Here is a 25,191-nt window from a genome sequence, read left to right as displayed (position 1 = left end):
TCCGGCTAAGAAAGCGGCTATCGGAGTTTCACCTCTGTATCACGTGAAGCCCGGGTAGGGCTTGTTTCGCAAACATGCAGCCAGGTGAACACAATTGGCTGCCAGCAGCCTGGTGGCGGTCACAACGGCGTCGGGGATTTCGTCGAGATCGATAAAATTAGTGGACTGCATGGCCTCCCCCACCCAGTAGGTGACGGCGTTGGCAGGCAATGTGAAGCCAACATCATTGAGCGCCTGAAAAAGCTCGGCCGAAACATGATGCGCTCCGTCCTCGTTTCCTACCACAACGACAGCCGCGACGCGTCCGTAGGAGGGCATGCGGTTTTTGTCATCGGTTTCCGATAAAAACGCGTCCATACGTTCCAAAGCGCGTTTGCAGACGCTGGATGGTTGGCCGAGCCAGATCGGCGTGCCGATCAGAATAATATCGGCTTCGACGATTTTCTGTCGCAGCTCGGGCCATTGATCATCCCCACCTTCATCCGAGCTGACGCCAGGCGCGATGGTAAAATCTGTCAGAAGGACATGTTCGGTTTCCACACCAAACGGATGAAGCTCAGTTTCGACATAGGATAACAGCTTTTTTGTCGAGGACTGCTTGTCAGACGTTTTCAATGTCGCGTTGAGAGCGAGAGCTTTCAACGGCTTCTGCGATCGGCTGCTCATGATGATTCCTTTGTTGTTTATACCGGCACAGTCCGGGTGCACCCAACTGTTTCTTGGTGTCGGGGCGCGGCCATACCCGCGCCATTGACCGGTTATGGATCGGTATTGTCGCGGTTGACCTAACCACAGCAACTGCAAAATGTTTCGCGCTCCCTCCACTGCATTGGTCGCAATTTGGGATGAGATGTCCGCCGAACCTCGTGGCTGGGTGGGATGTGACAGCGAAATGCGGCTTTGTCTTAAAGATTAGGGAACCTTGAACCAATCGGCGGGTTAGGCACGCAGTTCTTGAAGGGAGAGAGCGAATGCCAGCCAGGAAAAGCCAGCCAGCAACCGCCACGATTCACGACCAGAAGCTTCAAAGAGGGGCGGGAGGAGAGCTTCATCAGACTGTCGAGGAGGGCAAGGCGCGGCTGACCACCGCCCACGGCGTACCGATAGCGGACGATCAGAACAGTCTCAAGATCGGGTCGCGCGGCCCGGTTCTCATGGAGGATTTTCATTTTCGGGAGAAAATTTTTCATTTCGATCATGAGCGAATTCCCGAACGTGTGGTTCATGCACGGGGATATGGCGCGCATGGCTATTTCGAGAATTATGCGTCGCTGGCTGCCTACACACGGGCAGATCTTTTTCAGCGTGCTGGCGAGAAAACGCCGGTTTTTGTCCGCTTTTCCACGGTGGCGGGCTCGAAAGGATCGTTTGATCTGGCGCGGGACGTGCGCGGTTTCGCCGTCAAATTCTACACCCAGGAAGGAAACTGGGATCTTGTCGGCAACAATATACCGGTCTTCTTCATTCAGGACGCGATCAAATTCCCGGACATCATTCACGCGGTGAAGCCGGAGCCGGATCGCGGTTTCCCGCAAGCGCAATCCGCGCATGACAATTTCTGGGATTTCATCAGCCTTACGCCGGAATCCATGCATATGATAATGTGGGTGATGTCTGACCGCGCCATACCGCGCTCTTTCCGTTTCATGGAAGGATTTGGGGTCCACACGTTCCGTCTGGTCAATGCCAGGGGCGAATCCACATTCGTGAAATTTATCTGGAAACCGAAATTGGGCATGCAGTCGGTTGTTTGGAACGAAGCAGTCAAGATCAATGGGGCTGATCCCGATTTCCACCGTCGTGATCTGTGGGACGCAATTTCTGCGGGAAACTTCCCCGAATGGGAACTCAATCTCCAATTATTCGATCAGCAATTCGCCGATCAATTTGATTTTGATGTGCTCGATCCCACCAAGATTATCCCGGAAGAGATCCTGGCGCCCATCCCGGTTGGCCGCATGGTGTTGGACCGGATGCCGGACAATTTCTTTGCGGAGACAGAGCAGGTTGCGTTCATGACGCAGAATGTGCCGCCGGGCATTGATTTCTCGAATGATCCCCTGTTGCAGGGCCGTAATTTTTCCTATCTCGATACGCAGCTCAAGAGGCTGGGAAGCACGAATTTCACACATCTGCCGATCAACGCACCCAAATGCCCATTCCACCATTTTCAGCAGGATGGGCATATGGCGATGCGCAATCCGGTGGGGCGGGTCAATTATCAGCCCAATTCATGGGAGGAGGAGCCGCGTGAAGATCCGCAGACTGGTTTCACCACCTATCCGGCGGAGGAAGAGGGAAAAAAGCTCCGGCTTCGCCCGGAAAGCTTTGCGGATCACTATAGCCAGGCACGCCAGTTTTTCATCAGTCAGACCGAAGTGGAACAACACCATATCGCCGCTGCCGTGACGTTTGAATTAAGCCGATGCGAAAATGTTCGGATCCGGGAGAGAATGGTGTCACACCTTCTCAACATTGATGAGGGTCTGGCGACCACCGTCGCTGATAAGCTTGGCCTGCAGACCATGCCTGCGGCGGCCGATGCGGCTGTCGCGCCGCGCAAGGATCTTGAAGTGTCGGCGGCGCTCAGTATCGTCTCGAATGGCCCCGCGGACTTTGCCGGTCGGAAACTGGGTGTGCTCGTTGGTCCGGGCAGCGATCGCGAATTGTTCAACAGTCTGAAGCAGCATTTCGAAGCCAAGGGTGCGGTCGTTGAGGTGATTGCACCAAAGGTTGGCGGTGTGGTCGCCCAGGATGGCAGCTTGATTGAAGGTGATTATATGATCGATGGCGGTCCATCGGTCCTGTTCGACGCTGTCGCACTTGTGCTGAGCGAAGAGGCAGCGCAACGTTTATGCGGAGAAGCGACGGCGCGCGATTTTGTCGGCGATGCCTTTGCGCACTGCAAATTCATAGCGTTCAGCAAAGGAGCTGTGCCGCTGCTTGATCTGGCCGGTATCGATCCAGATCTGGATGATGGGCTGATGTCTCTTGAGGACGAGGATGCTATCCATCATTTTTACGCGGCCTGCGCGAAATTGCGTGTCTGGGCGCGTGAAACCGCAGTCAAATTGTGACAAGCCATGCGCCTTCCGCCTGCGTTAGAGAAACGCGGAAGGCGCATATTTTGGTGTCGTCAGTTTTGAACTCCAATCACTCTCATTGGCCGGGCATGGGACGATTGTTGCGCATTCCACGGCGTGTTTTCATAGGTGCGGTGGCTTTATAGGACCCCCAGATGCATCCGCCCTCAATGGCTTGGCTTGGGCCTGGCTTGGTTGTTAAAGCCGGCTAACACATTGCGAAAGCACAAGGGCAAGCCTGCGTAACGTCAAACCCCCGCCAACACGAAACGTGCCCGCAACAGAACCGTTCTTTTCGCGACTAGCGGCGCGGATTGGGCAGCGAGAGAAATGACTGGCACTGCTCATCAAACTCGGTTGCGATCAGACCCCGAGCCGCGTCAATGGGCCGTTGATCGATTTGCTGGACACGGTAAAGCTTTTCGTCGCGGAAGGCCGAACTATGGTTTAAGCCTGGCTTCAGATGCTGCTCTGTTTCCGGCATGAATTCTGTTTCGGCGGCGACCAGTCTCGCATCGGCGGCGGACGCAGCCGCGACCAGCCGCCCGCCTGAAATTGGGGCTCGATCCTGGCCCTCGGCCCCTTCCTGAGGAAGGAGGGCATATAGATACATTTCGGTCAAGGGTTTGACTGCAATGCCGGGCTCTGGCGCTTCGCCCCAGTCATTGGGTGGGTTGATATCGCGATATCGCATGGGACACTCCTTCTGGCGTGATGCTTTGATGGCCGAACCTAGCTGAGAAGCACTTGTTCCCTTTGCTTTGCGACCCGAAGAAAATCTTTCGCAGATGGAACAGTTGCCGCCCCGACGGGTTCGGGGGATGAAAATGATAACAATAGCAACAATGGGAACCGAGACGCGGGCTTGGGATAAGCCATCTCGTTGAGCGGCATGTCCGCGGTTTGACACAGGGAGAAGACAATGAAGGCGTTAACGTGGCACGGTACTGGCGACATACGTTGTGAGGAAGTCGACGATCCGATCATCCAGGATGAGCGCGATGCGATCATCAAGGTGACAAGCTGTGCCATCTGTGGCTCTGACCTGCATCTTTATGGTGGCTTTGTACCAGGGATGCATGCTGGCGACATTATGGGCCACGAAACCATGGGCGAAGTGGTGGAGGTGGGCAGAGGAAATAGCAAGTTGAAAGTAGGCGACCGCATCGTTGTGCCTTTTACGATTTCATGCGGCGCATGTCGAATGTGTAGCAGTGGGCTTTTTTCGCTCTGCGAACGTTCAAATCCGAAAGCTGCCATGCAGGCCAAGCAGATCGGTTATCCAACCGCCGGTCTATTTGGTTACTCCGAACTCTACGGACGTTTTCCAGGTGGGCAGGCGCAGTATCTCCGGGTGCCTTTCGCTGATGTCGGCTCGGTCGTGATACCGGACGCGCTCAGCGATGACCAGGTTCTCTTTTTGTCAGACATTTTTCCAACCGGATATATGGCGGCGGAGAATTGCGACATTCGGCCAGGACAGAGCGTTGCGGTTTTCGGCTGTGGCCCCGTTGGCCTTTTTGCAATCAAGTCGGCCTTCCTCCTGGGTGCGGAGAAAGTAATAGCGATTGACACCATTCCCGAACGGCTCGCCTTGGCCCGGCAGGCAGGGGCTGAGGTGTTGGATTATACAAGTGAAGAGCTTCAGCAGCAGATCATCGATCTGACAAACGGACAGGGCCCGGATGCGGTCATCGAAGCAGTGTGCATGGAAAGTCACGGAGCGGGCGGAGTGATCGAAACCCTCCAATCAAACCTTACCGCCAGTGAACGGCCATATGCCCTAAACCAGGCAATTCTCGCTTGTCGGCCGGGTGGCACAGTGTCGATTCCCGGGGTATTCGTAGGGTCTGCAGTTTCAACGGCACTGGGGGCGGTGGTCGGCAAGGGGCTCACCTTGAAGACAGGACAAACCCATGTGCAGCGCTATCTCGAGCCGTTGTTGCAGTTAATCTTAGAAGGAAAGATCGACCCATCCTTTTTGATCACGGACCGCGTCGGTCTTGAAGACGGCCCCGAGGCCTATAAGAGGTTTCGCGACAAACAGGATGGCTGCATCAAGGTTGTGATGAGACCCAATGGCTGAGCGTTGATAGCGGAAAAGCGGTGGCAACGGCGCCATGATCACCTTTTTGCGGGGTGCTTTCAATCAGCCAACAGCTTTTTGGTGGCCGCCAGAGGAGCTGGTTAGGATTAAACTGATGTTAGCTATCCATCTTGGCCGACCGGGCGGCGGCGCCATTTCTGCATTGCCGACTCCCGCTCGCTTGTATTGGCATCCAGAGATATCCCGGCCTGACTGGCTTGTGCGCGTAACGCCCTTTTCGGGTGTCCCGCAACGCAAAAGGGGGCCGGTCGGCCCCCCTTCTTTTGGGATACCCATTTGGATAACCATGGGCCATGATCTAGCCGATGCCCTTGCCCCCGGTGGCGCCATAGACTTCACCATTGATGAAGCTTGCTTCCTTGGAGGCCAGAAACACGTAGATCGGTGCCAGTTCAACCGGCTGACCCGGCCGGCCGAAATCGCTGTTCTCACCAAAATGCACCACCTTCTCATCGGGTTGTCCACCGGAAGGCTGCAGCACCGTCCAGACGGGACCCGGTGCAACGGCATTCACACGCACGCCTTTTTTGATGAACTGCTTGGCCAAGGCTTTGGTGTAGGCAACGATACCGGCCTTGGTGGTGGCATAATCAAGCAGGATTTCCGAGGGCTGATAGGCCTGGATTGATGCCGTTGTGATCACTGCGGCACCGGCGGGCAGCAATGGAGCTGCTGTTTGAGCGATCCAATGCAGCGCGTAAAGATTGGTCTTCATGGTTTTGTCGAAATCCGCGCTGGTCAGTTCGGAAATCTCGGCACGGAACTGCTGGCGTCCGGCATTGATAACCAGGATGTCGAGCCCACCGAGCTTAAGCGCAGCCTGAGCGACCATATCGCGGCACCAGGCCTCGTCGCTGATATCACCTGGAAGTGCAACCGCTTTGCGGCCTTCAGCGCTGATCAAGGCGATGACCGACTGGGCGTCCTCTTCTTCCTCCGGGAGATAGGAAATTGCCACATCGGCACCTTCACGCGCAAAGGCGATCGCTGCAGCCCGGCCGATGCCGGAATCGCCGCCGGTGATCAAAGCGCGTCGCCCCTGCAAGCGATTGTGGCCCTGATAGGATTTTTCACCGTGATCAGGTTCGGGTTGCATCTTTTCAGCAATGCCGGGTCTTTGCTGGCGTTGTTGCGGAAAAGGCGGAGCCGGATAAAGCGTTCGAGGATCCTGGAGGGTGGGATTATCAGACATTTTCTCTTCCTTTGTGAATGAGGAAGAAATGGAAACTCAATTCGTTTCTTCCAAATAGGAAAAAAGCGGGCTTTCGCCCGCTCTCTCACTTACAAGTAACGACTGCGTTCGCGCTCGACTTCCTCGGGCGTGTAAGGATCGGCATCGGCGTCAAAGCGCTGCCAGCCTTCCTCGGTGTAAAGCTTGCGACGCGTGGCGACATCAACCCTGCTGGTGCCAGCCAGGATAGCATCCGCTTCTGCATAGCGCTCGTCATCGACGCGTGCAGTGACCAGCGAGCCGCCACGACGCACGCTTTCTGCGTAGACATGCGCGTCGTCCTCCGAGACGCCGCTTTCGGTGAGGGCGCCAATCAGGCCGCCCGCCACGCCGCCAACCACGGCACCACCCACAGCGCCGGTCAGAGTGGCTGCGAGCCAACCGGCAGCCACCACGGGACCGACGCCGGGAATGGCCATGATGCCGAGGCCGGCGAGGAGCCCGCCAGCACCGCCGACGGCTGCACCAAGCCCTGCGCCAACACCTGCTCCGGAGCCAGCATTGCTTTCTTTTTCATCATGATGGGAGACGATCGAAATATCGTCGGAAGGAAAGCCCGCGCTTTCCAGACGCGCAACAGCGTCCTGAGCTGCGGAATAGCTATCAAAAAGTCCAGTTACAGTTCGCATATTCTTCTCCCTTGTTCATAAAGCTATTGGTGTGAGGGGAATGGGGTCACATCGCCTTCTTGGTGACGTTGCCCTGGTAATCAAGCTGGACATCCAGCTTTTCAGTGCCCTTCATCGCCGAGGCTTCCCAGACGCCATCCTCACGGAGCTTCAAACCGGTGACATCTTTGTAGCCAGCTTCTTCAATACGGCTTTGGGCCTGATCTTCGGTGAAGCTGTTGGCACCCTTAACCGGTGCATCCGGGTTTTTGCTGTCGGGGGTCGAGACGGCTGGTGTTTCCGGTGAAGTGGCACCACTATCCTGAGCAAAGGCAAGAGATGGCGCGACAAGGCAAGCGCCAGCGAGCGCTAAAACGCTGATTTTCATGGTTTTTCTCCACTGATGTAATGTCTACACTTACCGAACTACCGCCCTTGGTTTAAGTTCCAAAAAACTTCCAAAACGACAAAGAATAATTGCCGGGATGGTGCGCACGGGTGGCTGCGGGAACATGTTGCCGTGAAGGCAGTTTCAGATTTGTCTGGTCGCAATGATGAGGTGTTAATTGTGCGTTCCACGTCAACCGTTTCTTCTCCCAAGATCCACCCCGACTTTTTTACAGGCCTGGCGCGCGGTCTGGGCGGCGCGCTGTTGTTTGCGCTGCCGATGCTGATGACGATGGAAATGTGGGAGCTCGGTCTTTATGCCAATCCTTTGCGGTTGTTGTTGCTCTGCCTGTTGAACATCCCGTTGCTGGTGGGGCTTGCCTATCGGATCGGTTTTGAGCGGATGACCACCTGGACACAGACGCTAAGGGATGCGGCGATCGCCTTGGCGCTCGGCATCGTGTTGAGCGGGATGATCCTCTGGCTGTTTGGTCTGTTGAGCCCCGAATTGCCGTTTGAGCATATGGTTGCGATGATTGCCCTTCAGGCTGTGCCCGCCAGTATTGGGGCCTTGCTTGGTCGAAGCCAACTGGGGATACGCTCAGAGGAGGATGACGAAGAGGCCGGCGAATATGAGGGAGAAAGCGGCTATTTCAACGAATTGTTCATGATGGTCGTTGGAGCGCTATTTTTGGGATTGAATGTGGCCCCCACCGAGGAGATGATCCTGATTGCCTATAAGATTGTCCCCCTTCAAACTGCGCTGATCCTGCTTTCGTCGATCGCCATCATGCATGGCTTTGTCTATAGCGTCCATTTCAAAGGTGGACATGGGGTAAAGGAAGGAGCGCCGTGGTGGAATTCGCTCATTCGTTTCACGCTGCCCGGCTATCTGCTGGCCTTTGCGACCAGTGCCTATACATTATGGACCTTTGAACGGCTGGATGAAGCCTCTTTTACGCAAATGGTGACAACGATTATTGTGCTGTCGTTTCCGGCAGCAATCGGCGCGGCGTCTGCCCGTCTGGTTTTATGAGGCGGTGACATGAACAAGAGAGCCAACAGCACGAAGTCTGATTCAAAGAGGGCGGAAGTCCATTGGAGTGAGTGGCTTGCAGGCGCGTTATCCGCCCTGCTCATTGTCGCACTGCTCGGCTTTCTGGGATATCAAAGCTATCAGTATCAACCAGACAAAGCTGATTTCCGTGTTGACGTGACGAATTTTAGCGCGGTCGAAAATGGGTATCGTGTCGCATTCTCTGTATTCAATCTGACACGATCAAGCGCCGCCCAGGTGCGCGTTGTCGGAATTGTGGGCGAACAGAAAGGGGGTGGCGAGCAGGCCGAAGCGACATTTGATTATGTTGCATCGAAGGCCCAGACCAAGGGTGCGCTGTTCTTTGCAAAAGATCCGCGCAATCAAGATCTGAAGCTGCGCGTGGAAAGCTATATTGACCCCTGAACCACTTTTGGCGCTTAAGACATCGCTGTCAACTGCTCGGGAGGGTGTCGGCCATCACGTGGCTGCCCGGCAAACGCGTTGCGCGGAACAGTTCACTTTGCTCTGGGACTGAGGAAACGGCGGGCGGTTTTTGTGAGCGACGCTCCAATGACAGGCATTTGAGAGGCGGCGCAAGAGCACAGAAATAGCGCGAATGGAAGGCGGTGCTGGCTTCAGGCTTTCGATCAGCGGGCCGGCTGTGGATGGCTCTAAAATCTGAGAGGTGTTGTGAAGCTATCAATTTGATTGGAACAAAGAGGGTTCGGCCGGGTTGGGCATTGCAGAAACGAGGAGCGAATAATGACCTACCAACCATTCTTGCGTCCAGCCCATGCGAGTTCACCCCCTCAACCACCGCAACCAAAGCCTGAGATACCGGATATTCCGCCGGCAAGCGTGCCTGAGCAGCAGCCAGATATTTTACCCGAACCGCTTGGTCCTGATATTCCCGATCGCCCGGACCCTGCTCCCGATGTTCCGCAGCCGGTAGAAATTCCGCCAGACCCGATCAATCCAGGATCGCCTGCTCTCCGCTTGCAGATTGGTGGAACCGAAGGCTATCGCGCGGAAGCTGTCAATCGATTAGCTCTTTGATGAGCCACTGATATTTGTATGAATCACGGGTTGCGCAGCAGACTGGGATGCCCTTCACCCGTTTTGAGCCGCAGCTAATTTTCTTTCGCAAATTGTCATGGGTTTTGCGAAAACGGCCCAAAAATGCGCAGTTCGTCTCAATAGGATTGCTGCATCAGAATGCCGGAACACCGGGCAGCAGTTTCGAAAGCTGTACGGGCTGTCCGCGTGCTGTTTTCGTCATGGTTGCACAGCAGGCAAGCTTTGAGGGCATTGCCGAGACTTTCCAATTCAAAGATTTGCCAATCGTCGAGCAGCAGGGCTTCCGCTTCAGCAACGCTTGCGACAGCCTGATGCAAGCCCTCCGATTTCCTGACAATAACGGCATTGTTCCATTGCATGTTTTTCATCCTCTCTCAAACGCGCGTTCACCACGCATCAATCAGTTGTTGTGTTGTCGTCAGTTCCAGTTGTTCTGTGAGCCTCTGGTGACAAAGCGCGAGGATTGCATCATGGCTTGCATCGGATGTGCTGCAGACGGCATCGGTCACCAGAATGACGCGATAGCCGCGATCCACCGCGCCAAGAAGGGTTGCGAGCACGCAGAGATCGGTTTCGGCTCCACTGACAATCAAAGTGTGGACACGTTTTTTATACAGGAGTTTCTGCAGCAGGCCTTGCGTCCAGGGTGAGTAGACAGCCTTGTCCAGAATCGTTGCCGGCGGGACGAAACGTTGCAAGGGGTCAACAAGATTGAGCAGATCACGATCAAGGCGTTCAAGCGTCACGTTCTGCCATTTATAATAATAGCGTTTCCAGGCGCCGATGGCGTCGTCTGGAGACTGGGGTGGAATAAACCGTGTGAAGATTGTTCGCTCGCCAAAAATCTCGCAAGCTCTGATAATATTGGGGAGAACCGCCTCCGCCCACGGCACATGCCAGGGCGCGCCGGGCCCAAACAATTTCTGCATATCGATGCAAAGATGCATGCTTCCAGCACGGAGGGTTCCTTTGGTAATCCCGGTTTCAGGCAGCATCTTGATCTCACGCTTTCTCAACAATCAGGCGACCAGTTGGAATGATGGAGGGTTCCTGCGCTCACCGGGCCGCTGGTTCACCCACCAAACTCCGCCAATCCATTTTCGTTCCCGCCTTTTAGAGCGTAGCCGCCGTTAAAGGTTTTGAACCGCAGCAGCTCTCGCTGAAACGCGATAACGATCATTCGTGTACGCTATCGTACGGTGGGTTGCTCTCCCGGAACCAAAGCGCGGTTCACGCCTTAAATCCCAGGCGGGGCAGGGAGAGAGATGATGTTATCACAGCCAGATTTCGAAGATGCGTTGATGCAACTTCTGCCCGCTTTGACCCAGTTTGCGCGATCGTTATGTCGCCAATCCGCCGATGCAGAGGATCTCGTTCAGGAGACCTTGGTCAAAGCCCTGAAAAACCGGGATAAATACCAGCCTTATGGCTCGCTCAAATCGTGGTTGTTCACCATCATGAAGAACAGCTTTTGCAGCCGGATTAAACGCGCGCGTCGCGAAACACCTTTGCTGGATGAAACGGGCCCAACGATCAGCGCTCCGCAGGAAATGGCGATCGAACTGCAGGACGTGGGCCGCGCTTACAGCAAGCTCTCAGCAAGGCATCGCAATGTCATTGATTTGGTAGTCTTCAATGGCTTGAGTTATGAACATGCGGCGACAGAGAGCGGTTGCACAATTGGCACGATAAAAAGCCGTCTGTGTCGGGCCCGCATGCAGCTGGAATCCGATCTGAACACAGCGTCTTAACAGATTGCTTATTCGGGAAGCAGGTCGATTTCATGCGGAGCATTGCCATTTGCGGCGAAGATGTCTGCGCTTTCGTTTGCTGGATTGATCAAACGAACTGCCAGATCACAGATTGTCGAGGCATCACGCAGACCACTTTCATAGAGCCGTAAGATACGCTCCGCCAGAACGGTTTCGTCGAGTTGCGTGCTGGAGAGTTTCAGGGAAGCAAGAGCGACGCAGTTTCTTAGAAAGTCGATCTCATCTGGCGCGTAAATTCTGCTCGCTTCGTTAAACAGGGGCACGGCAATCTCCTCGATGTGATGATCACCGATCGGTGATCTTCGTTCAGCATAGCCTATATCGGGATGCGGTCCTTTTTTGTCCGCTAGCGTACGAAAGCGGCGTTGATGTATGCCAGTGATGATCGGCTGTGGGTGGAACAAAAGCCGGAGGCCTTTGTTTTGCTTTAAAGGCGGCAAGACAAGGCAAAGTAGAAATGACATTTCCCGAGCTGCAAAATATGGAAAATCGGCTGCTGTCCCTGCTTCCTCAAGCCGATTACGATGCGATTGCCGGGCATGCGCGCTATGTCGAACTTCCCCGCGGGCATATACTGGCGCAAGCCGGCCAGGAAATCGAAACCGTCTATTTTCTAACCGCGGGCATTGGTTCGGTGATCGTGACCACGAAGGAGGGTCACCGCGCAGAAGCTGGGCTGTTTGGACTGGATGGATATGTGCCAACATCCGCCGTCGCAGGTGTCGAGACCAGTTCCTATGATGTCACCATGCAGGTGGCGGGACAGGGCTATGCGGTGGCCTATCGCAGGTTCCGAGAGCAGATGGAGACGAGCCGCAGCTTTGCCAAGGTGATGATCCGCGCGATCGAAGCCTTTTCGGTGCAACTGGCTTCAACTGCGGTGACGAACGCCATTCACGAGATCAATCAGCGTCTGGCGCGCTGGCTTTTGATGTGTGATGACCGCATTTCAGGCTCAGAAATTGCGCTGACGCACGAGTTTCTCTCCATCATGCTTGCTGTGCGGCGACCCAGTGTCACGACGTCACTTCACGTGCTGGAGGGACTGGGGCTTATCCGCTCGTTGCGAAACAATATTGTGATCCGAGACCGCAAAGCGCTTGAGGCCTATGCCGGTGGTGCCTATGGCTGGGCAGAACAGGAATATCGTCGTCTGATGCAGGATCTGCGCTCAGAAGCAAGCGTCCAGCCAGCGTGAAGCGGGTCGAGCACGCAGTCAAACAGGCTGGCGGCTCATGAGACGTTGGTCGATCCTGCTCTTGGCGCAAAGCGCATCGAGGGAGGTGCAGTTCGATCGGTTGTGAAGAAGCCGACCGGCTGGCGCGGGGCAAAGACAAACCGCGTTCTTCAAGCAACGCTGTAGGTTTGGCGGAGCCCCGGCGAGCAAGGTGCCTGTTATAGAGAGGAAATGCGCGCTTCGCGCAGGCGGGCCGTGATCAAGGCTTTGCACGGTATTTGCGCATATGTGGCGAGGCGGTAGAGGTTTTTTCCTCGCTCAAAGCTTTGTGCCGAAGAGTTCATTATATTCCTCCTCAGGCTTGCCATAGGCTTCGCCTGCAAATTCCTCCAATCCCTTTCTGTCGCGAATGGTAATTCGTCCCCGTTCAGAGCGCACCAGTTTCTTTCCCTCCAGCATATGCAGGCTGGTGGTGATGCTTGGGCGCCTGACACCAAGCATAAGCGCGATAAAGTCATGCGTGAGGATGATTTCGTCGCCATCGGTCCTGTCATGGGTCATCAGCAGCCAGCGCGCCAACCGCTCATGAATGGTTAAATTGACATTGGCCCAGACCGTGTAGGAGACCTGCGAGGAAAAGCTTTGAAGGTAACGGGCGAGCAGATTGGCGAACAGGCTGTGGCGCTCAATATGGCGGCGTGCGGCGCGCGCCGTCATCCGGTGGCCGTAGCCGCCGACCTGCATCACAATCTGGTGGATGCTTTTCTGGGCGCCAACGGCAAGCGAAGTTGGGCCAAATCCTTCGCGCCCGACCATGCCGGCTTCAGCAAGTTGACCGCTTGAAGAAACTGTAATGACGGAACCGATACCTCTGCAAAGGAAATAGAGGTAATCGATCGGTTGATCCGCGGTGACGATCACCTGGCCGCGCTCCAGGGTGACGGGCTCAAGAGATGGAATGATTTCGCAAAATATATCGGGGGGCAGGCTGTTGAGTATTCGGTTCTGCAATTGTCTGACGCCGTCCATGTATCCTACTTTGGGCCTGGAACGCGCTCCGCACCACATCGCCCCCTCGATTCTATTCGACGAGGAACAATCTATAACACCCTGATCCGGCGTGGTTTTTCTGTACGATAGCAGACAAACACGTGCCTGCGCCAAAGTCGAAGTGTAGTTTGGGCGGCGTTAAGACAATGTCGCAAGGCAAGCTGCAAGTTGATGAAGGCTTTGCAGCAATGGCTGGCTGCATTTCTTGCTACGACCGCGGTCAGTGCATCAGGGAAGGTTGTCCGAACAATGCGGTGGCGATGGTTGCAAGATCGTCGTCAGCGGCGCTTAACACAAAGCCGGCAAAGCGCTGCCCATTAAGCCCTGGATGGCTCGATAACGCGAATATGAAGGGAATATGATGAGTTTCCAGCGCTGAAATAACCGGCAGGACGATTTCCGGTTCGATTGTGACATCCAGTATCACCGCGTCGACGGTTTCGCTCGCCAGATAAGCGAGGATGCTTTTCGCGCTATCGACGGGTCCCAGAATGGAGGCGCCGAGCGCCATAAGCTTCGTCTTTGCTTCCTCGCTCAGCAGGAAACTTTCCTCGAAGATCAGTAATTTCTTGCCGCGATAAAGATGCGGGGAGCAACGCTTTGATTGAACCATTACAGAGAGTTGGCCATGGTTGATTGCAATTTGCAAGCCACGCGCGAGAAGTTTTCCGCGCCGCAGTCATTTCAACGATCACCCGTCCACGATCATGTGTAACTGTTGGCGAGCGCGATGCAGTCGGCTCTTGACGGTGCCGACAGAGCAGTCACAGAGCTCAGCGGTGCGTTGATAGGACTTGCCTTCAAAAACCACCAGAGCGAGAACCTCCTGATACTTGTCTGACAATGTCTCGAGGGCCAGTTGGACCTCATGCGCTTCGAGTGCGTATTGCTGGGACGGTTTGACCACCATATCCTGCGAAATGCAGTCATTAAGTCCGGGCGCTTCGCGGGTTTGAATCCGAATGCGCGTGCAGAATGTGTTGCGCATGATGGTAAACAACCACGATTTCAGCGGCGCGTAAGGGACGTATTTGCTGCGATTGGCGATTGCTTTGACGAGTGTTTCCTGAACGAGATCCTCGACGTCCTCTCTTTCACGGTAGAATTTACGCGCGAAGGCCCGCAAAGCAGGAATCATGGCGACCAGTTGATCTGGTTCAAGCACGGGGTCGGACGCATTATGATTAGGCGATCTGGATAACATTGGTCCAGCCTTTCCGGGTAAGGCCCGGTTCGGGCAGCGGACGCTGCCCTTTTAACACTATGAATTTTTATGGCTTTGTTGACCGGCCTTGACATGCAGTTCATGGCTGCCGCCAGGTGACGATGACACATTCTGTTTGTTATCGTCGCTTTTGCTGGCGTGTTTGCCGGTGTTTTTGAGACTCTGCTGGCCAGCCTTGACATGTTGTTGGTGGCTACTGCCCTGGTTATGATTTTGTTCCATCGTGATTTCCTCCCCATTTATTCTTGGTGGCTGGAATTTATCGTGGGTGATGGGAGTCTAACCGTGCGGGGAGGGGGATGTTCCGCAAATGCCACTGTAATATAGTTCACGATTAACGCGCTCGCGGCTTTTGCCGCTGCAGATGATCGGCGCTATACGAGGGCTGAGCGACGGGAAAGCCCGTTGGCAACAGCCAAGACATTGTTGAAGAGTTCGTATGCGCTTGCCGACAATGGGTGACGGACGAACGATCAGTTTCCTTTGCCTGTTGCCTGCGATCAGCACGCGGTGCCCTTTGCCTTCAAGTCCGTCATCTTGTCGGGATGGTCGGAAGACCGCGGTGCGCCTATCGCGAGAATGGATCGGAAAAGCCGGCAAGGCTGAGGCAAGAAGCGGTGTTATGATGCACGTGAAGCCTGGATATCATGGGACGCAAGCAGAAGCTGCGGCCTGACAAAGACAGACATCGCTGATCAAACCTCTTATTGACGACCGCTTGCAGAAGGCGGCGTTTGCGACGGTGTGGAGGCTGGCGGCGTTGCGTCATCATCCATGAAACCGCGTCCCGGGTGCATCTGCCCGTAGAATTCGACTGCACCCCAGACAAGCAGGGCGAGGATCAGGCTTGTCAGAAGGACAAGGAGCACGGACCTGCCTTTGGGACCCTGACGGGCTTTGTCCGGATCAATCTTTTTCATCGCACGAGCCCTCTTGTGCGGCGATCCCGTTCGATCTCTTCGAAGGTCAAGGCTGGCATGGTGCGATCAAAGGTGATCCAGCCCTCCGCCACATAGGCATCGCGGCGCTCGTCGATTTTGACACTGCCCCATTCATCGAGCAGCGCTTCGACCTGGGCGATCTCCGCCTTTGCACAGCGAATGAGCAGCAGCGTGCTTCCGCGACGCAGAGCTTCGCTATAGGTTTCAGCCATTCGCTCAGAAACGTCATTTTGTTGCAGTGTGTTGACGAGGCTTGCGGGCTGCATTGCATTTTGGGTTGAACCGGCCACCCCTACCAGCGCGGCCGTCACCCAGCCGATAGCGGCCACTTCACCAATACCGGGCAAGGTCATAATGCCCAGGGCTTCAAAGGCATGGCTGTCCGGAGGTGGCGACACTGGCGCTGCAGCATCGCTTTGAGACGCATCCGATGTCCGGGTGGTGGATAGCTTCGCTTCCCGGTTCGCCTGCAATACCATGTTGTTGGTGATCAGGCTTAAATGCTCGGCACCTATACCGCCTTGCCGCAGTGCGGTCATCGCGTCATAGGCCTCGTCAAAGCTGTCGAAAAGTCCGCTCACACAAGCCATTTTGCCTCCCTTTGCAACTATGGGACCGCAAATCGCGGTCCCGCACGGTGTTCCTGACCACCAAACAATGCGACATGCCCGGTCTCTAGCCCGGTCCCTGTCAGGCGGCCTGCGCCGTACCGTTCGCCGAGGTTTCTGCCAGTGATGTCAGATCCTTGTCCGTCTGACCTTCTTCCTGCAGTGTTGCATCAAGAAGCTTGGCGATATCCTTGTGGCCGAGAGTTTCTGCCCAGCGCTTGAGTGTGCCGTAACGGGTGATCTCATAATGCTCGACTGCCTGGGCGGCAGAGATCAGGCCTGCGTCAAGCGCAACGCTGTCGGAAAATTCCTCCATGATCTCTTCGCCTTCGGCAAGGATCCCCTCGATGGCGTCGCAGGTTTTGCCTTGCGCGCGTTTTCCAAGCAATTCGAAACATTGCTGCAGGCGCTCGACATGGGTTTCGGTCTGATCGCGGTGGGTTTCAAACGCAGCTTTCAGCTTTTCATCGTTGGCCGCGCGCGCCATTTTGGGAAGCGCCTTGAGAATTTTGCGTTCGGCATAGTAGATATCTTTCAAAGTGTCGTAAAACAGATCGTCAAGATTGCGTTGCTTTGCTTTGGCCATTTCCGGCTCCTCCTTTGAATTTCGTGTCGATGCGGCATGCTTCTTCGCAAGCGCACAGTGACCGAACCTTCAAGGCGAGGCTTTGTTTCATGCCTCAGAGTCTTTTTCTGAACAAAGATCGGCTCGCGGGCGTAAATGATGGGCGCCATGCGCTTGCATAGACCCAATCAGCGCGCATCTCCAATCTGGATGGCAAGGTGAGATTGTGAAACTGTGCAGTTGACGTTGAACGGGTGGATGTTGGGTATCGTCGCGCAAAATGCGTGTGACTTATCCTTGCTGCTTGAGATTTGCGATCTTGGTGCTGAGCTGACAATGCAAACCTTGCGCGAGATAAGTCAGTTTGACGCGACCGCTGATTTCTCCTGCAAGCACGCGCTCGATGAGTTTGCTGCCGAAACCCTTGCCTTTGGGGGCTGAGACGCTGGGGCCGCCTTTTTCGTTCCAGATAAAATCGAGCTGCTGCAACGCTTGATCGTGGGACCATGTGACTTCAACAGAGCCGCCTGGCACTGACAGCGCACCATATTTCGAGGCATTGGTCGCAAGTTCATGCAGGCCCAGGGAAAAGGCCATGGCGGCGCGTGAAGAAACCTCGATCTTGGGGCCTTTGATGGAAAAATTAGCGAGACCGAAGGGCAGCAGCGCTTCTTCGACCAGCTTATTGAGTTCTGTTGCCTGCCAGACATCGGCGGTGAGAAGATCATGCGTGCGAGCCATGGCGCCCAATCGAGCCTCAAAGGTTTGATAGGCGCTTTTATGAGCCGGATTTCGAAAGGTCTGACGCGCCAATGCCTGAACGGTGGCCAGAACATTCTTGATACGATGTTTCATCTCGCCCAGAATTGCCTGTTGCAGCTGCTCGGATTTTTTTTGGTCGCTGATATCATGGGCGCTTTTGGAAGCACCGATAATGCGGCCACTGCCATCCCGGACCGGCGATACGGTCAATCGAACATCCAGTCGCGTGCCGTTCTTGTTGAGCCGCACTGTCTCATGGGGGGCGACCGCCACACCATGCGAGATCTTTTCGATGATCTCGACCTCTTCGTGCAATCTGTCGGATGGGAGCAGCATGGTGACTTTGCCCCCGATGGCCTCGGCAGCGCTGTAGCCATAAAGGCGTTCGGCGCCGTGATTCCAGCTGAGAATGCACATGTTAAGATCGGTGCTTAGAATTGCGTCATGGGAAGATGAAACGATTGCTGCCAACTGACTTTCGAGGTGTTGTGCGCGCAGTTGCTCGGTAATGTCGATAATGGTCCAGACCGCGTGCGTTATAACGCCCGTTCCGTCGCGTACCGGGCTTGCAGCGCAGCTGACGGGCGTGTGGCGACCGTCGGCCCCGATGAGGGTGAAGCGCTGAACAAAGCTTTCCCCGCTTGTGAACAGCGCTTTGATGGAGGCCCGGTAAGCCGCCCGATCTGCAGGATCAAGCATGGCTTCGAGCGTGCCAGCCAGCATGGCTTCTTCACTGTGACCGGAAAGGGCGCAGAGCCGCGGATTGACCTTGATCATCGTGCCCGCGCGATCACTCAGAGCTATTCCCGCGTCGGTCTGCGAGAAAAGCAACTCCAGTCGCTGCTGGTTTTCGATGAGCTTCTGCTGCGCGACGACGCGCGCGGTGGTTTCATTGACGATGCAAAGAACACCTAACGCACCCTTTTCGGACGCACTGATCGGCGAATAGGAGATATCAAAATAAACTGTTTCCGGATAGCCGAAACGCTCAATGTGAAAAGGGCGGTTCTGTGCGGAGACGGTCTTACCAGTTTCAAGCACGGTTTTAAGCAAGGGTTCGAGATCATCCCACAATTCTGTCCAGTTTTCCTTCGCCGGTCGACCAAAGGCTGCGGGATGTTTTTGGCCGATGGTCGGACGATAGGCGTCGTTGTAAAGCGCGATGAACGCGGGGCCCCAGAAAATGACAATCTGCGCGTCGGACGGAAGAGCGAGGTCCAATGCGCAGCGCAAGGCAGACGGCCAGGTATCCAGTGGGCCGAGTGGGCTTTTTGACCAATCCATTGTCTGAAGAAGGCTCCGGCAGTCCGGTGTGTCTATCGCAGAGGCAAGGGCTTCCTCTCGCGCCTGGCAATCAACAAGCCTAGCTCCCTCTCGAATTCTGTTGCCGCTCACAGTCCACTCCACAATCGGAAATCCTGAAACAATATCAAACAGAAGAAGGACGCAAGATTAGCGCATTTTTGGAGAACGACAACAGGGGTTTCGATCTATCAGAAAGTCTCTTTGGTTGTCCTCAGTTGGTTGCTGTTGAGATGGAATGGAGGGAGTTGTCTTGATCGGGCGAAATGCTCGGCAAATAAGATGTCCTCTTCGGTGACGACTGGCACCGGATCGGACAGGATAGCGCGCAATGTCTCGACGTTGACGCTGTCATTCTGGAGTGCTGCTTGCAGAGCGCCACGGGTTTCGCGTTCAGCCCGTAGCAATGCTGCGAGCGCCAGGATCAAGCGATCTTTCCTGTCGATATTTCTCATCAAAGCCTCCATGCGCCGCGAATTGGCTGTTAACGAACAGCGCGAACCTTCGTTCCCTTGAAAAAGCTCGTGGTGGCGCCGATGACGTTTTGATCCGCGCCGCACGCTCTCCAAGTGCGTGATTGCGCCACACGCGATCGCGATAGCGGTTCGAGGGATGATTTGAAGAGCGCACGAAAGCGGTAAGCCGCCTGAGGGAGGCGCAGCTCGCAATGCTTGCACTGCTGCACCCAAGTGCAATGCGTGGTCCATGGGGCATACGGGTTGCGGTCCAGGAGAACGTGAGTTCTCTGCAGTGTCGGTAGTCAACTTCAACGCTGAGAGGGCTCGCCAACGCTGCTAGGGAACCCCAATATAGGGAACCATTGTCGAGGCGGTGGGTTGTCTCAGCAATGAGCAAGGCGCGGGCTCTCTGCCTTGATCTAATTGTTCCGTGTTCCAACAGGAGGGAGGAAAAGCAATGGGATGGTTGTTGTTCTGGATCGTATTGCTCGGTCTTCCTGTGTTGTTGGGCTTTGGCTTTGCCTTTGAAAAGATCTTGAAACGGGTTGGCAAAGCCAGTTCGCACGAGGATGGAGCGTGACAATGGCACCGCGGGCGAATTGGAAGGGACAGATCAAGATCGACGAGCTTTTATGTCCAGTCGCGCTTTATACTGCGGCCTCAACCTCGGAGCGTGTTTCGTTTCACCTTGTCAATCGGAAGACCGGCAATCGGCTTAATCGCGAATTTGTCGATAGCGATACCGGCAAGCCGGTCGCGCGTGAAGATCAGGTGAAAGGCTACGAAGTCGCCTCTGGGGCCTATGTGAGTTTCAGCGAGGATGAGATTGCAGCCGCAGTGCCTGAAAGCGACAAGACGTTGAATGTGCTGTGCTTTGTTGCCTGCGATGCAATTGATGATGTTTATCTGGACCGGCCTTACTATATCGCACCGACCGACGACAATCAGGAAGCGTTCACATTGTTACGCGAGGCGATGCAGCTGGAGAAAGTCGGCGCAATTGCCGAGGCGGTTTTATTTCGGCGCGCCCGCAAGCTGCTGATCCGCGCATATGATGACGGGCTTCTGGCGACCACGCTCAATTTTGATTATGAGGTGCGCTCAACAAAGGAAGCGTTCTCGGATATCGGCAGTTTCAAGTTCGACGAGGAAATGCTGGAGCTCGCAAAGCATATTATCGATACCAAGATGGGCCGTTTCGATCCGGCGGGCTTTGATGACCGTTATGATGCGGCGCTTGCGGATCTGATAAAGGCCAAAATTGCCGGCAAGCCGTTCAAGAAACCGGCACAAACCAAGTCAGCGCAGGTCATCGATCTCAAGGAAGCACTGCGTAAGAGTGCTGGATTGGCGGCAGCTGCCAAAAAATCATCTCGCCCGAAGGCGGGCGGCAAGAAAGCTCCGGCTAAGCAGAGTAGTAGCAAAAAGGCGAGTTAGAGAGGCGCTCGATTCAACCAGCTGCGCCTTTATCAACCAGTGACTTGACTAGCGGTCCTTTGCTTTCGCGACCGTTATCTGTTGCTGACCGCTATTGTCGGCACATCGGACAATCGCGTGATGTTATTCTCAGACAAGATTTTCCTTTGTGATTTGGGTGAGAGCGGCCAGGAACGTGAGTGAGAGCTGCAACGCACGGCCAGTGCTATGGTGGACCGGCAGAGCTCTCTTCTCCGCCGCCTTAGTAAGGCTGGTTATAAGGCCGATGCTATTGAAACACAGTCTGACAAAAGACCTGCAGCGCTCCGCCTTTGCGCCTTCAAAGTGTGAACAAACTGAAGGCCTGCCTGGAAATATCGGGGGATTATGCCTTCCCCTCCTTCTCGAGACTTTTACGCAGGGCTTCCATAATATCGATCACATTGCCGCCGCGAGGCGCCTTGGTCTCGCGCTTTGTCTGGGCGCGGGGTTTGCTTTTCTTTTTCTTCGCTGCGATCATCCGCTTCAGGTTTTTTTGCACGGGATCTGTGAGCAGTTCCTCGTCCCAGTCCTGCGTCCGCTGCTGAATGAGACTGCGCACCATCGTCAGCATTTTCTTTTCGGGCTTGTCGGCGTCGACCTTGCTGAAATAGTCGTTCGCATCGCGTACTTCATCGCCGTAGCGGAGTGTCCAGAGCACAATGCCCTTGTCTCGCGGCTCCAGTAAGACAGCGCGCTCGCGCCGATACATCACTAGGCGTGCGAGGCCTGAAACCTCGGCGCTGTCCATTGCCTCGCGGATGACCGCAAAAGCTTCCGCCCCAATCTTATCGGCGGGCGACAGAAAATGCGGTTTGTCGTACCAGATCCAACCGATACTATCGCGCGGGACGAACCTGTCGATATCAATGGTTCGGGTGCTTTCGAGCGCGACTGCTTCAAGCTCCTCGTCCTCCAGAATGATGTAGTCACCCTCTGCTTTCTCGAAGCCTTTTGCCTGATCCTGATCGCGCACAGGCTTTTTGCTCTCCTGGTCTACGTAGCGAATGATCACTCGATTGCCGGTTTTCTCGTTCAGCGTATGGAAGCGCACGCGTTCGGCTTCACTGGTGGCAGGTCGCAGTTCGACGGCACAGGTGACGAGCGAGAGTTTGAGGTAGCCTTTCCAGAAAGGTCTGGGCACCGCTTTATCCTTTTCGCGTTGAGGTCCGAGTCCTGGCCGGTTACCGGCCGAATTGCACATCGGGTTACGTGGTTGAACGCCTCAATGGGGGCTTGGTTCCGCAGCCGGGCTGAATCGGGAACCTGAAGCGACGCATTGCGTTAATGGCTGCAGGTTTCTGCTGCGCTAACCGTGCGAGGTGCCATTTGCTTGATCGATTGAACGCTTCTGCTACAGAGCCCGTGCCGCTTCTGGACTGCGAGCTGCATTATGTCAGCGACAGCGAACCCGGCATTCGAAGACAACGCTGCGGCGCGGGTTTTCGTTACAAAGCGATCGGTGCAGGCAAGGTCTTGCCGAAGGACATTGAGCGAATCAAGGCGCTGGCCATTCCGCCCGCCTGGGAGGATGTCTGGATCTGTGCCCATTCAAAAGGGCATATTCAGGCGACTGGCAGGGATCAACGCGGACGCAAGCAATATCGCTATCATTCTACATGGTCTGCGATGCAGGGAGAGACGAAATTCTCCAGTCTTGCTGATTTTGCGAGCGTGTTGAGCAGTTTGCGCCAGCAGGTCGAGGCTGATATGCGGCGGCGCTCGTTCTGTCGTGAAAAAGTGATCGCAACGATTGTCTGGCTGATGGACCGGTTGCTTGTGCGCGTCGGCAGCCCCAATTATGCGCGTTCCAACAAGAGCTTTGGCGTGACGACCTTGCGCAACCGTCATTTGAAGACTGACGGCACCAGCTTGCGGCTGATCTTCAAGGGCAAATCGGGAAAAGATTGGAACCTGAAGATTTCCGACAGACGGATCGCCAGAATTATCCGCTCGCTGCAGGAACTCCCCGGTCAGCATCTGTTTCAATATCTCGATGATGAGGGACAGCGCCATGCGATCAGCTCGCAGGATATCAACGACTATCTTCGCGATGTGACGAAGGCCGACTTCACGTCAAAGCATTTCCGGACCTGGGCAGCGACCGCTTCGGCTGTGAAGGGATTGTCAGCCTTGCCGCGGCCAGAGAGCGCCGCGGCATCAAAGCGGGCGCTGAATGCGGAAATCGACAGGATCGCGCAGCGGCTCTGTAATACCCGCGCCGTCTGCCGGCGTTCCTATATTCATCCACTGGTGTTTGAGCAATGGCAGCAGGATCAACTGGCTGCAACGGTGCAAGCGGCCTCCAGCCTGCGTGTGGTGGCGCCACAGCTTGATCAGGATGAACGGACTGCCTTAAAATGGCTACGCCACGTCGGCACGGATATCAGCGCAAACGAGCGCTGAGTGCTATTGCTCAGATGACATCTGCGTTGCCGCAAAGGGCGCCGGTAGGCTGAAATAGCCGCTTGAAACCTTACGGATTGGCGCGCTCCAGCCGCAGCGATCGCAGCGCGTCTTCGCTGCTGGCGGAAAAGGGCAGCCACAGAACGAAGACGCCTCGGCCTCTTAGCTCTCCGCCTTGAAATTCTTGGCCTCTTCAAGCAATTTTTCGCGGTCACGGCCAAATTTTTCGATCAGCGCCTTGGCCTGAAGCGGCGACAGATCGGAGTTTTCAGCCAGAAACTTGATGTCTTCATCCTGGGTGAGCGGATCGGTGTGGTTGGATGTCATGCGTTTTCCTGCTCCAGTTGAAAGATCGGTGCGTCAGATCCTTGCCTTGCTCAAGGCGATTGCATCTGTGGATCATCACCGTCACAAGCGCGGTCCGGTTTTGAAGCCGGGCGGTTGCAGACGGTCTTGAAAGTTAACCGCGCGCCGTACGGATTGTTCCGTCGGCTTATGGCTTGGGGGATGAACCCGCGCAGCACGCCGCTTTCTTCAGCTATCGAAAGGCGAAGAGGGCTGCGTCGCGATCTTCCTTGCCATTGAGCGCCTTGGCGAGAATTTCGGCGGCAATCTTGCTGAATGTGATGCCATTGCCACCATAGCCCATGGCGGCATAGACGTTGGGATGGCCTTCAATGGCTCCGATCATCGGCGTACCGGTCGGGGTTGAGCCAAAGGCGGCCGACCATTGATAAGCCGGCTTGCCGACATCACAGCCGATCAACCGGCTGATTTTGCGCGCAATTGTCTGGCTTTTTTGTGCGGCTTTCTGTGGATCCTCAAACGCCGTCTCAGAAGCTTCATCCTCGCCACCGGCGATCAGTCTGCCATCGCTCGCATTACGAAAATACAGATAGGGATCGGAGGCTTCCCAGACCAGATAATCGCGCAGCCAGGCGGGTGTGGGCTGTTGCTTTGCGCCGGCGATCGCCCAGGTCGAGATGATCTTGTGATTTTTATGGGCCAGCGCTTTGAGGAATTGATAGCCGGTACAGAACACGACAGCGCCGGCGCTTATCACCGCGCCCTGCGCGGTGGCGAGAGCGACCTGCTGATTGAGGCTCAGAAAATCGGTGATTTCCATGTCACGAATGATTTCTATTCCACCTTTCACGCAGTGCCGTAACAAACCTGCGGTCAACTGGGCGGGATTGGCGGAGGCCGACATATCGCTTTCGATCGCAGCCGTTCGGTCGATCGCAAAGCGTTCCTTCAAAATATGGGCATCAAGAAATTCAGCATGAAGACCGATCGCCTGCCGCGCCTCGACTTCCTGGCCAAGCGCGCGTGCGCCGTATTCGTCGCCGGCTAGATAAAGGGCCTTCTTGCGTTGCATCGAGCAATGGATATCCAGCTCGGCTGTCAGTTTGATCAAGGCGTCGACACTGTCCGCTGAGCGCTGCCAGATACGCTCGGCGGCGTTTGGTGATAAACGCTTCTTGAGCTTGAACAAGGGAACATCGATTTCATGCTGCAGCATTGCCGTGCTGGCCATTGTGCTGCCAAACACCGGGCGGCGGCGGTCAAAGATGGCGATTTTTCGTTTGCCATCCATGAGTGCCTGGGCGATCAGCGCGCCACTGATGCCGGCGCCGACCACCACGACATCATAGTGACGGCGGGACGGTTTTTGTCGCGTGGTGAGTGTAATTTTCGGGGTTGTTTCCCAATAGGGCTGGGACTGTCGCAATTGTCGCTTCTGCGTTGCTTCTTGTTGCGTCAAATTGATGTTCCTTCACGCGGCATTTTCGATTTTTAAACGCGCGTCGGAGCAATTGGTTCGATGGGTTGATCAATTCATCTGGAATTGTCGTCTGTCGCCATCAAAGGTCGTTCAAGGTTGGTCTCGGCTGTTCCGGCAGCACAGGCTTGCCGGAACAGCTGATGCTGTTTTAG

At 55.3% G+C, this 25,191-nt stretch carries 29 protein-coding genes; 9 read left to right on the top strand and 20 right to left on the bottom strand.

Features of this window, described 5'->3' with window-relative positions:
- Positions 1-39: 39 nt before the first annotated feature.
- The gene (locus RT142_RS10800; protein ID WP_313028592.1) at positions 40-666 is read right to left on the bottom strand and encodes an NAD(P)H-dependent oxidoreductase; all 627 of its coding nucleotides are present in this window, start codon (positions 664-666) and stop codon (positions 40-42) included.
- Positions 667-971: 305 nt separating this feature from the next.
- Between RT142_RS10800 and RT142_RS10795 the strand changes: the two genes are divergently transcribed.
- Positions 972-3,077, top strand: a complete 2,106-nt coding sequence (locus RT142_RS10795) for a catalase (RefSeq protein ID WP_313028591.1) — start codon at positions 972-974, stop codon at positions 3,075-3,077.
- A gap of 307 nt (positions 3,078-3,384) precedes the next feature.
- On the opposite strand, the gene RT142_RS10790 is transcribed toward RT142_RS10795, so the two are convergent.
- Positions 3,385-3,777 (bottom strand): hypothetical protein, encoded by a 393-nt coding sequence (locus tag RT142_RS10790; RefSeq protein WP_313028589.1) that lies wholly within the window; start codon positions 3,775-3,777, stop codon positions 3,385-3,387.
- Positions 3,778-4,005: 228 nt separating this feature from the next.
- Between RT142_RS10790 and RT142_RS10785 the strand changes: the two genes are divergently transcribed.
- Complete coding sequence (locus tag RT142_RS10785; RefSeq protein ID WP_313028587.1) at positions 4,006-5,169, top strand: zinc-dependent alcohol dehydrogenase; 1,164 nt, start codon at positions 4,006-4,008, stop codon at positions 5,167-5,169.
- Positions 5,170-5,488: 319 nt separating this feature from the next.
- Here the strand turns inward: RT142_RS10785 and RT142_RS10780 are convergent, their stop codons facing one another.
- The 3 genes from RT142_RS10780 to RT142_RS10770 form a co-directional block, all read right to left on the bottom strand.
- On the bottom strand, positions 5,489-6,382 hold the full coding sequence (locus RT142_RS10780; RefSeq protein ID WP_105520336.1) for an SDR family oxidoreductase: 894 nt from the start codon (positions 6,380-6,382) through the stop codon (positions 5,489-5,491).
- An 89-nt stretch (positions 6,383-6,471) separates the two neighbouring features.
- Complete coding sequence (locus tag RT142_RS10775; protein WP_007881216.1) at positions 6,472-7,050, bottom strand: general stress protein; 579 nt, start codon at positions 7,048-7,050, stop codon at positions 6,472-6,474.
- Between the two features lie 46 nt (positions 7,051-7,096).
- Entirely contained in the window at positions 7,097-7,417 is a 321-nt protein-coding gene (locus RT142_RS10770; RefSeq protein WP_313028585.1) for a PepSY domain-containing protein, read from the bottom strand.
- 177 nt (positions 7,418-7,594) lie between these two features.
- Here RT142_RS10770 and RT142_RS10765 point away from each other — a divergent pair, with 177 nt between their 5' ends.
- The 3 genes from RT142_RS10765 (at position 7,595) to RT142_RS10755 (ending at position 9,511) form a co-directional block, all read left to right on the top strand.
- Positions 7,595-8,452 carry a TIGR02587 family membrane protein gene (locus RT142_RS10765; RefSeq protein WP_313028708.1) on the top strand — a complete coding sequence of 286 codons (858 nt, stop codon included), beginning with the start codon at positions 7,595-7,597 and terminating at the stop codon, positions 8,450-8,452.
- 9 nt (positions 8,453-8,461) lie between these two features.
- Complete coding sequence (locus RT142_RS10760) at positions 8,462-8,878, top strand: TIGR02588 family protein (protein WP_313028583.1); 417 nt, start codon at positions 8,462-8,464, stop codon at positions 8,876-8,878.
- Positions 8,879-9,217: 339 nt separating this feature from the next.
- Positions 9,218-9,511 carry a hypothetical protein gene (locus tag RT142_RS10755; RefSeq protein ID WP_313028582.1) on the top strand — a complete coding sequence of 98 codons (294 nt, stop codon included), beginning with the start codon at positions 9,218-9,220 and terminating at the stop codon, positions 9,509-9,511.
- A 137-nt stretch (positions 9,512-9,648) separates the two neighbouring features.
- Here the strand turns inward: RT142_RS10755 and RT142_RS10750 are convergent, their stop codons facing one another.
- On the bottom strand, positions 9,649-9,891 hold the full coding sequence (locus RT142_RS10750; protein WP_313028581.1) for a DUF982 domain-containing protein: 243 nt from the start codon (positions 9,889-9,891) through the stop codon (positions 9,649-9,651).
- A gap of 27 nt (positions 9,892-9,918) precedes the next feature.
- Positions 9,919-10,527: an isochorismatase family cysteine hydrolase gene (locus RT142_RS10745; protein ID WP_313028580.1), complete on the bottom strand. Its 609-nt coding sequence runs from the start codon at positions 10,525-10,527 to the stop codon at positions 9,919-9,921.
- A 270-nt stretch (positions 10,528-10,797) separates the two neighbouring features.
- On the opposite strand from RT142_RS10745, the gene RT142_RS10740 reads away from it, so the two are divergent.
- The gene (locus RT142_RS10740) at positions 10,798-11,283 is read left to right on the top strand and encodes a sigma-70 family RNA polymerase sigma factor (protein WP_313028578.1); all 486 of its coding nucleotides are present in this window, start codon (positions 10,798-10,800) and stop codon (positions 11,281-11,283) included.
- Between the two features lie 8 nt (positions 11,284-11,291).
- On the opposite strand, the gene RT142_RS10735 is transcribed toward RT142_RS10740, so the two are convergent.
- The gene (locus tag RT142_RS10735) at positions 11,292-11,567 is read right to left on the bottom strand and encodes a hypothetical protein (RefSeq protein ID WP_143853409.1); all 276 of its coding nucleotides are present in this window, start codon (positions 11,565-11,567) and stop codon (positions 11,292-11,294) included.
- Positions 11,568-11,761: 194 nt separating this feature from the next.
- Between RT142_RS10735 and RT142_RS10730 the strand changes: the two genes are divergently transcribed.
- The gene (locus RT142_RS10730) at positions 11,762-12,502 is read left to right on the top strand and encodes a Crp/Fnr family transcriptional regulator (protein ID WP_313028577.1); all 741 of its coding nucleotides are present in this window, start codon (positions 11,762-11,764) and stop codon (positions 12,500-12,502) included.
- 297 nt (positions 12,503-12,799) lie between these two features.
- Here the strand turns inward: RT142_RS10730 and RT142_RS10725 are convergent, their stop codons facing one another.
- From RT142_RS10725 to RT142_RS10685, 9 genes are all read right to left on the bottom strand, one after another.
- Entirely contained in the window at positions 12,800-13,510 is a 711-nt protein-coding gene (locus tag RT142_RS10725; protein ID WP_039861179.1) for a Crp/Fnr family transcriptional regulator, read from the bottom strand.
- 241 nt (positions 13,511-13,751) lie between these two features.
- Complete coding sequence (locus tag RT142_RS10720; protein WP_171380487.1) at positions 13,752-14,180, bottom strand: transcriptional regulator; 429 nt, start codon at positions 14,178-14,180, stop codon at positions 13,752-13,754.
- A 42-nt stretch (positions 14,181-14,222) separates the two neighbouring features.
- On the bottom strand, positions 14,223-14,735 hold the full coding sequence (locus tag RT142_RS10715) for a sigma-70 family RNA polymerase sigma factor (protein ID WP_313028575.1): 513 nt from the start codon (positions 14,733-14,735) through the stop codon (positions 14,223-14,225).
- Positions 14,736-14,792: 57 nt separating this feature from the next.
- Positions 14,793-14,978 carry a hypothetical protein gene (locus tag RT142_RS10710; RefSeq protein ID WP_313028573.1) on the bottom strand — a complete coding sequence of 62 codons (186 nt, stop codon included), beginning with the start codon at positions 14,976-14,978 and terminating at the stop codon, positions 14,793-14,795.
- Positions 14,979-15,460: 482 nt separating this feature from the next.
- The gene (locus RT142_RS10705) at positions 15,461-15,676 is read right to left on the bottom strand and encodes a hypothetical protein (RefSeq protein WP_313028572.1); all 216 of its coding nucleotides are present in this window, start codon (positions 15,674-15,676) and stop codon (positions 15,461-15,463) included.
- The gene (locus RT142_RS10700; protein ID WP_094544067.1) at positions 15,673-16,287 is read right to left on the bottom strand and encodes a hypothetical protein; all 615 of its coding nucleotides are present in this window, start codon (positions 16,285-16,287) and stop codon (positions 15,673-15,675) included. The genes RT142_RS10705 and RT142_RS10700 overlap by 4 nt, the downstream gene beginning before the upstream one ends.
- A gap of 100 nt (positions 16,288-16,387) precedes the next feature.
- Complete coding sequence (locus RT142_RS10695; protein WP_313028569.1) at positions 16,388-16,891, bottom strand: ferritin-like domain-containing protein; 504 nt, start codon at positions 16,889-16,891, stop codon at positions 16,388-16,390.
- Positions 16,892-17,161: 270 nt separating this feature from the next.
- Positions 17,162-18,916, bottom strand: a complete 1,755-nt coding sequence (locus RT142_RS10690; protein ID WP_313028568.1) for a PAS domain S-box protein — start codon at positions 18,914-18,916, stop codon at positions 17,162-17,164.
- A 209-nt stretch (positions 18,917-19,125) separates the two neighbouring features.
- Positions 19,126-19,389 (bottom strand): hypothetical protein, encoded by a 264-nt coding sequence (locus tag RT142_RS10685; RefSeq protein WP_313028566.1) that lies wholly within the window; start codon positions 19,387-19,389, stop codon positions 19,126-19,128.
- Between the two features lie 585 nt (positions 19,390-19,974).
- On the opposite strand from RT142_RS10685, the gene RT142_RS10680 reads away from it, so the two are divergent.
- Positions 19,975-20,829, top strand: a complete 855-nt coding sequence (locus tag RT142_RS10680) for a Ku protein (RefSeq protein WP_313028564.1) — start codon at positions 19,975-19,977, stop codon at positions 20,827-20,829.
- Positions 20,830-21,193: 364 nt separating this feature from the next.
- On the opposite strand, the gene RT142_RS10675 is transcribed toward RT142_RS10680, so the two are convergent.
- Complete coding sequence (locus RT142_RS10675) at positions 21,194-21,991, bottom strand: Ku protein (protein ID WP_094544182.1); 798 nt, start codon at positions 21,989-21,991, stop codon at positions 21,194-21,196.
- 185 nt (positions 21,992-22,176) lie between these two features.
- Here RT142_RS10675 and RT142_RS10670 point away from each other — a divergent pair, with 185 nt between their 5' ends.
- Entirely contained in the window at positions 22,177-23,253 is a 1,077-nt protein-coding gene (locus tag RT142_RS10670; RefSeq protein WP_064323129.1) for a DNA topoisomerase IB, read from the top strand.
- A gap of 162 nt (positions 23,254-23,415) precedes the next feature.
- Here the strand turns inward: RT142_RS10670 and RT142_RS10665 are convergent, their stop codons facing one another.
- Positions 23,416-23,580, bottom strand: coding sequence for a hypothetical protein (locus tag RT142_RS10665; protein WP_313028561.1), 165 nt, complete (start codon positions 23,578-23,580; stop codon positions 23,416-23,418).
- Between the two features lie 211 nt (positions 23,581-23,791).
- Complete coding sequence (locus RT142_RS10660) at positions 23,792-25,018, bottom strand: FAD-dependent oxidoreductase (protein ID WP_313028560.1); 1,227 nt, start codon at positions 25,016-25,018, stop codon at positions 23,792-23,794.
- Between the last annotated feature and the right edge of the window lie 173 nt (positions 25,019-25,191).

Source organism: Brucella sp., from assembly GCF_032066345.1.
Lineage (GTDB): Bacteria > Pseudomonadota > Alphaproteobacteria > Rhizobiales > Rhizobiaceae > Brucella > Brucella pseudogrignonensis.
This window is presented reverse-complemented; position numbering and strand designations above follow the sequence as displayed.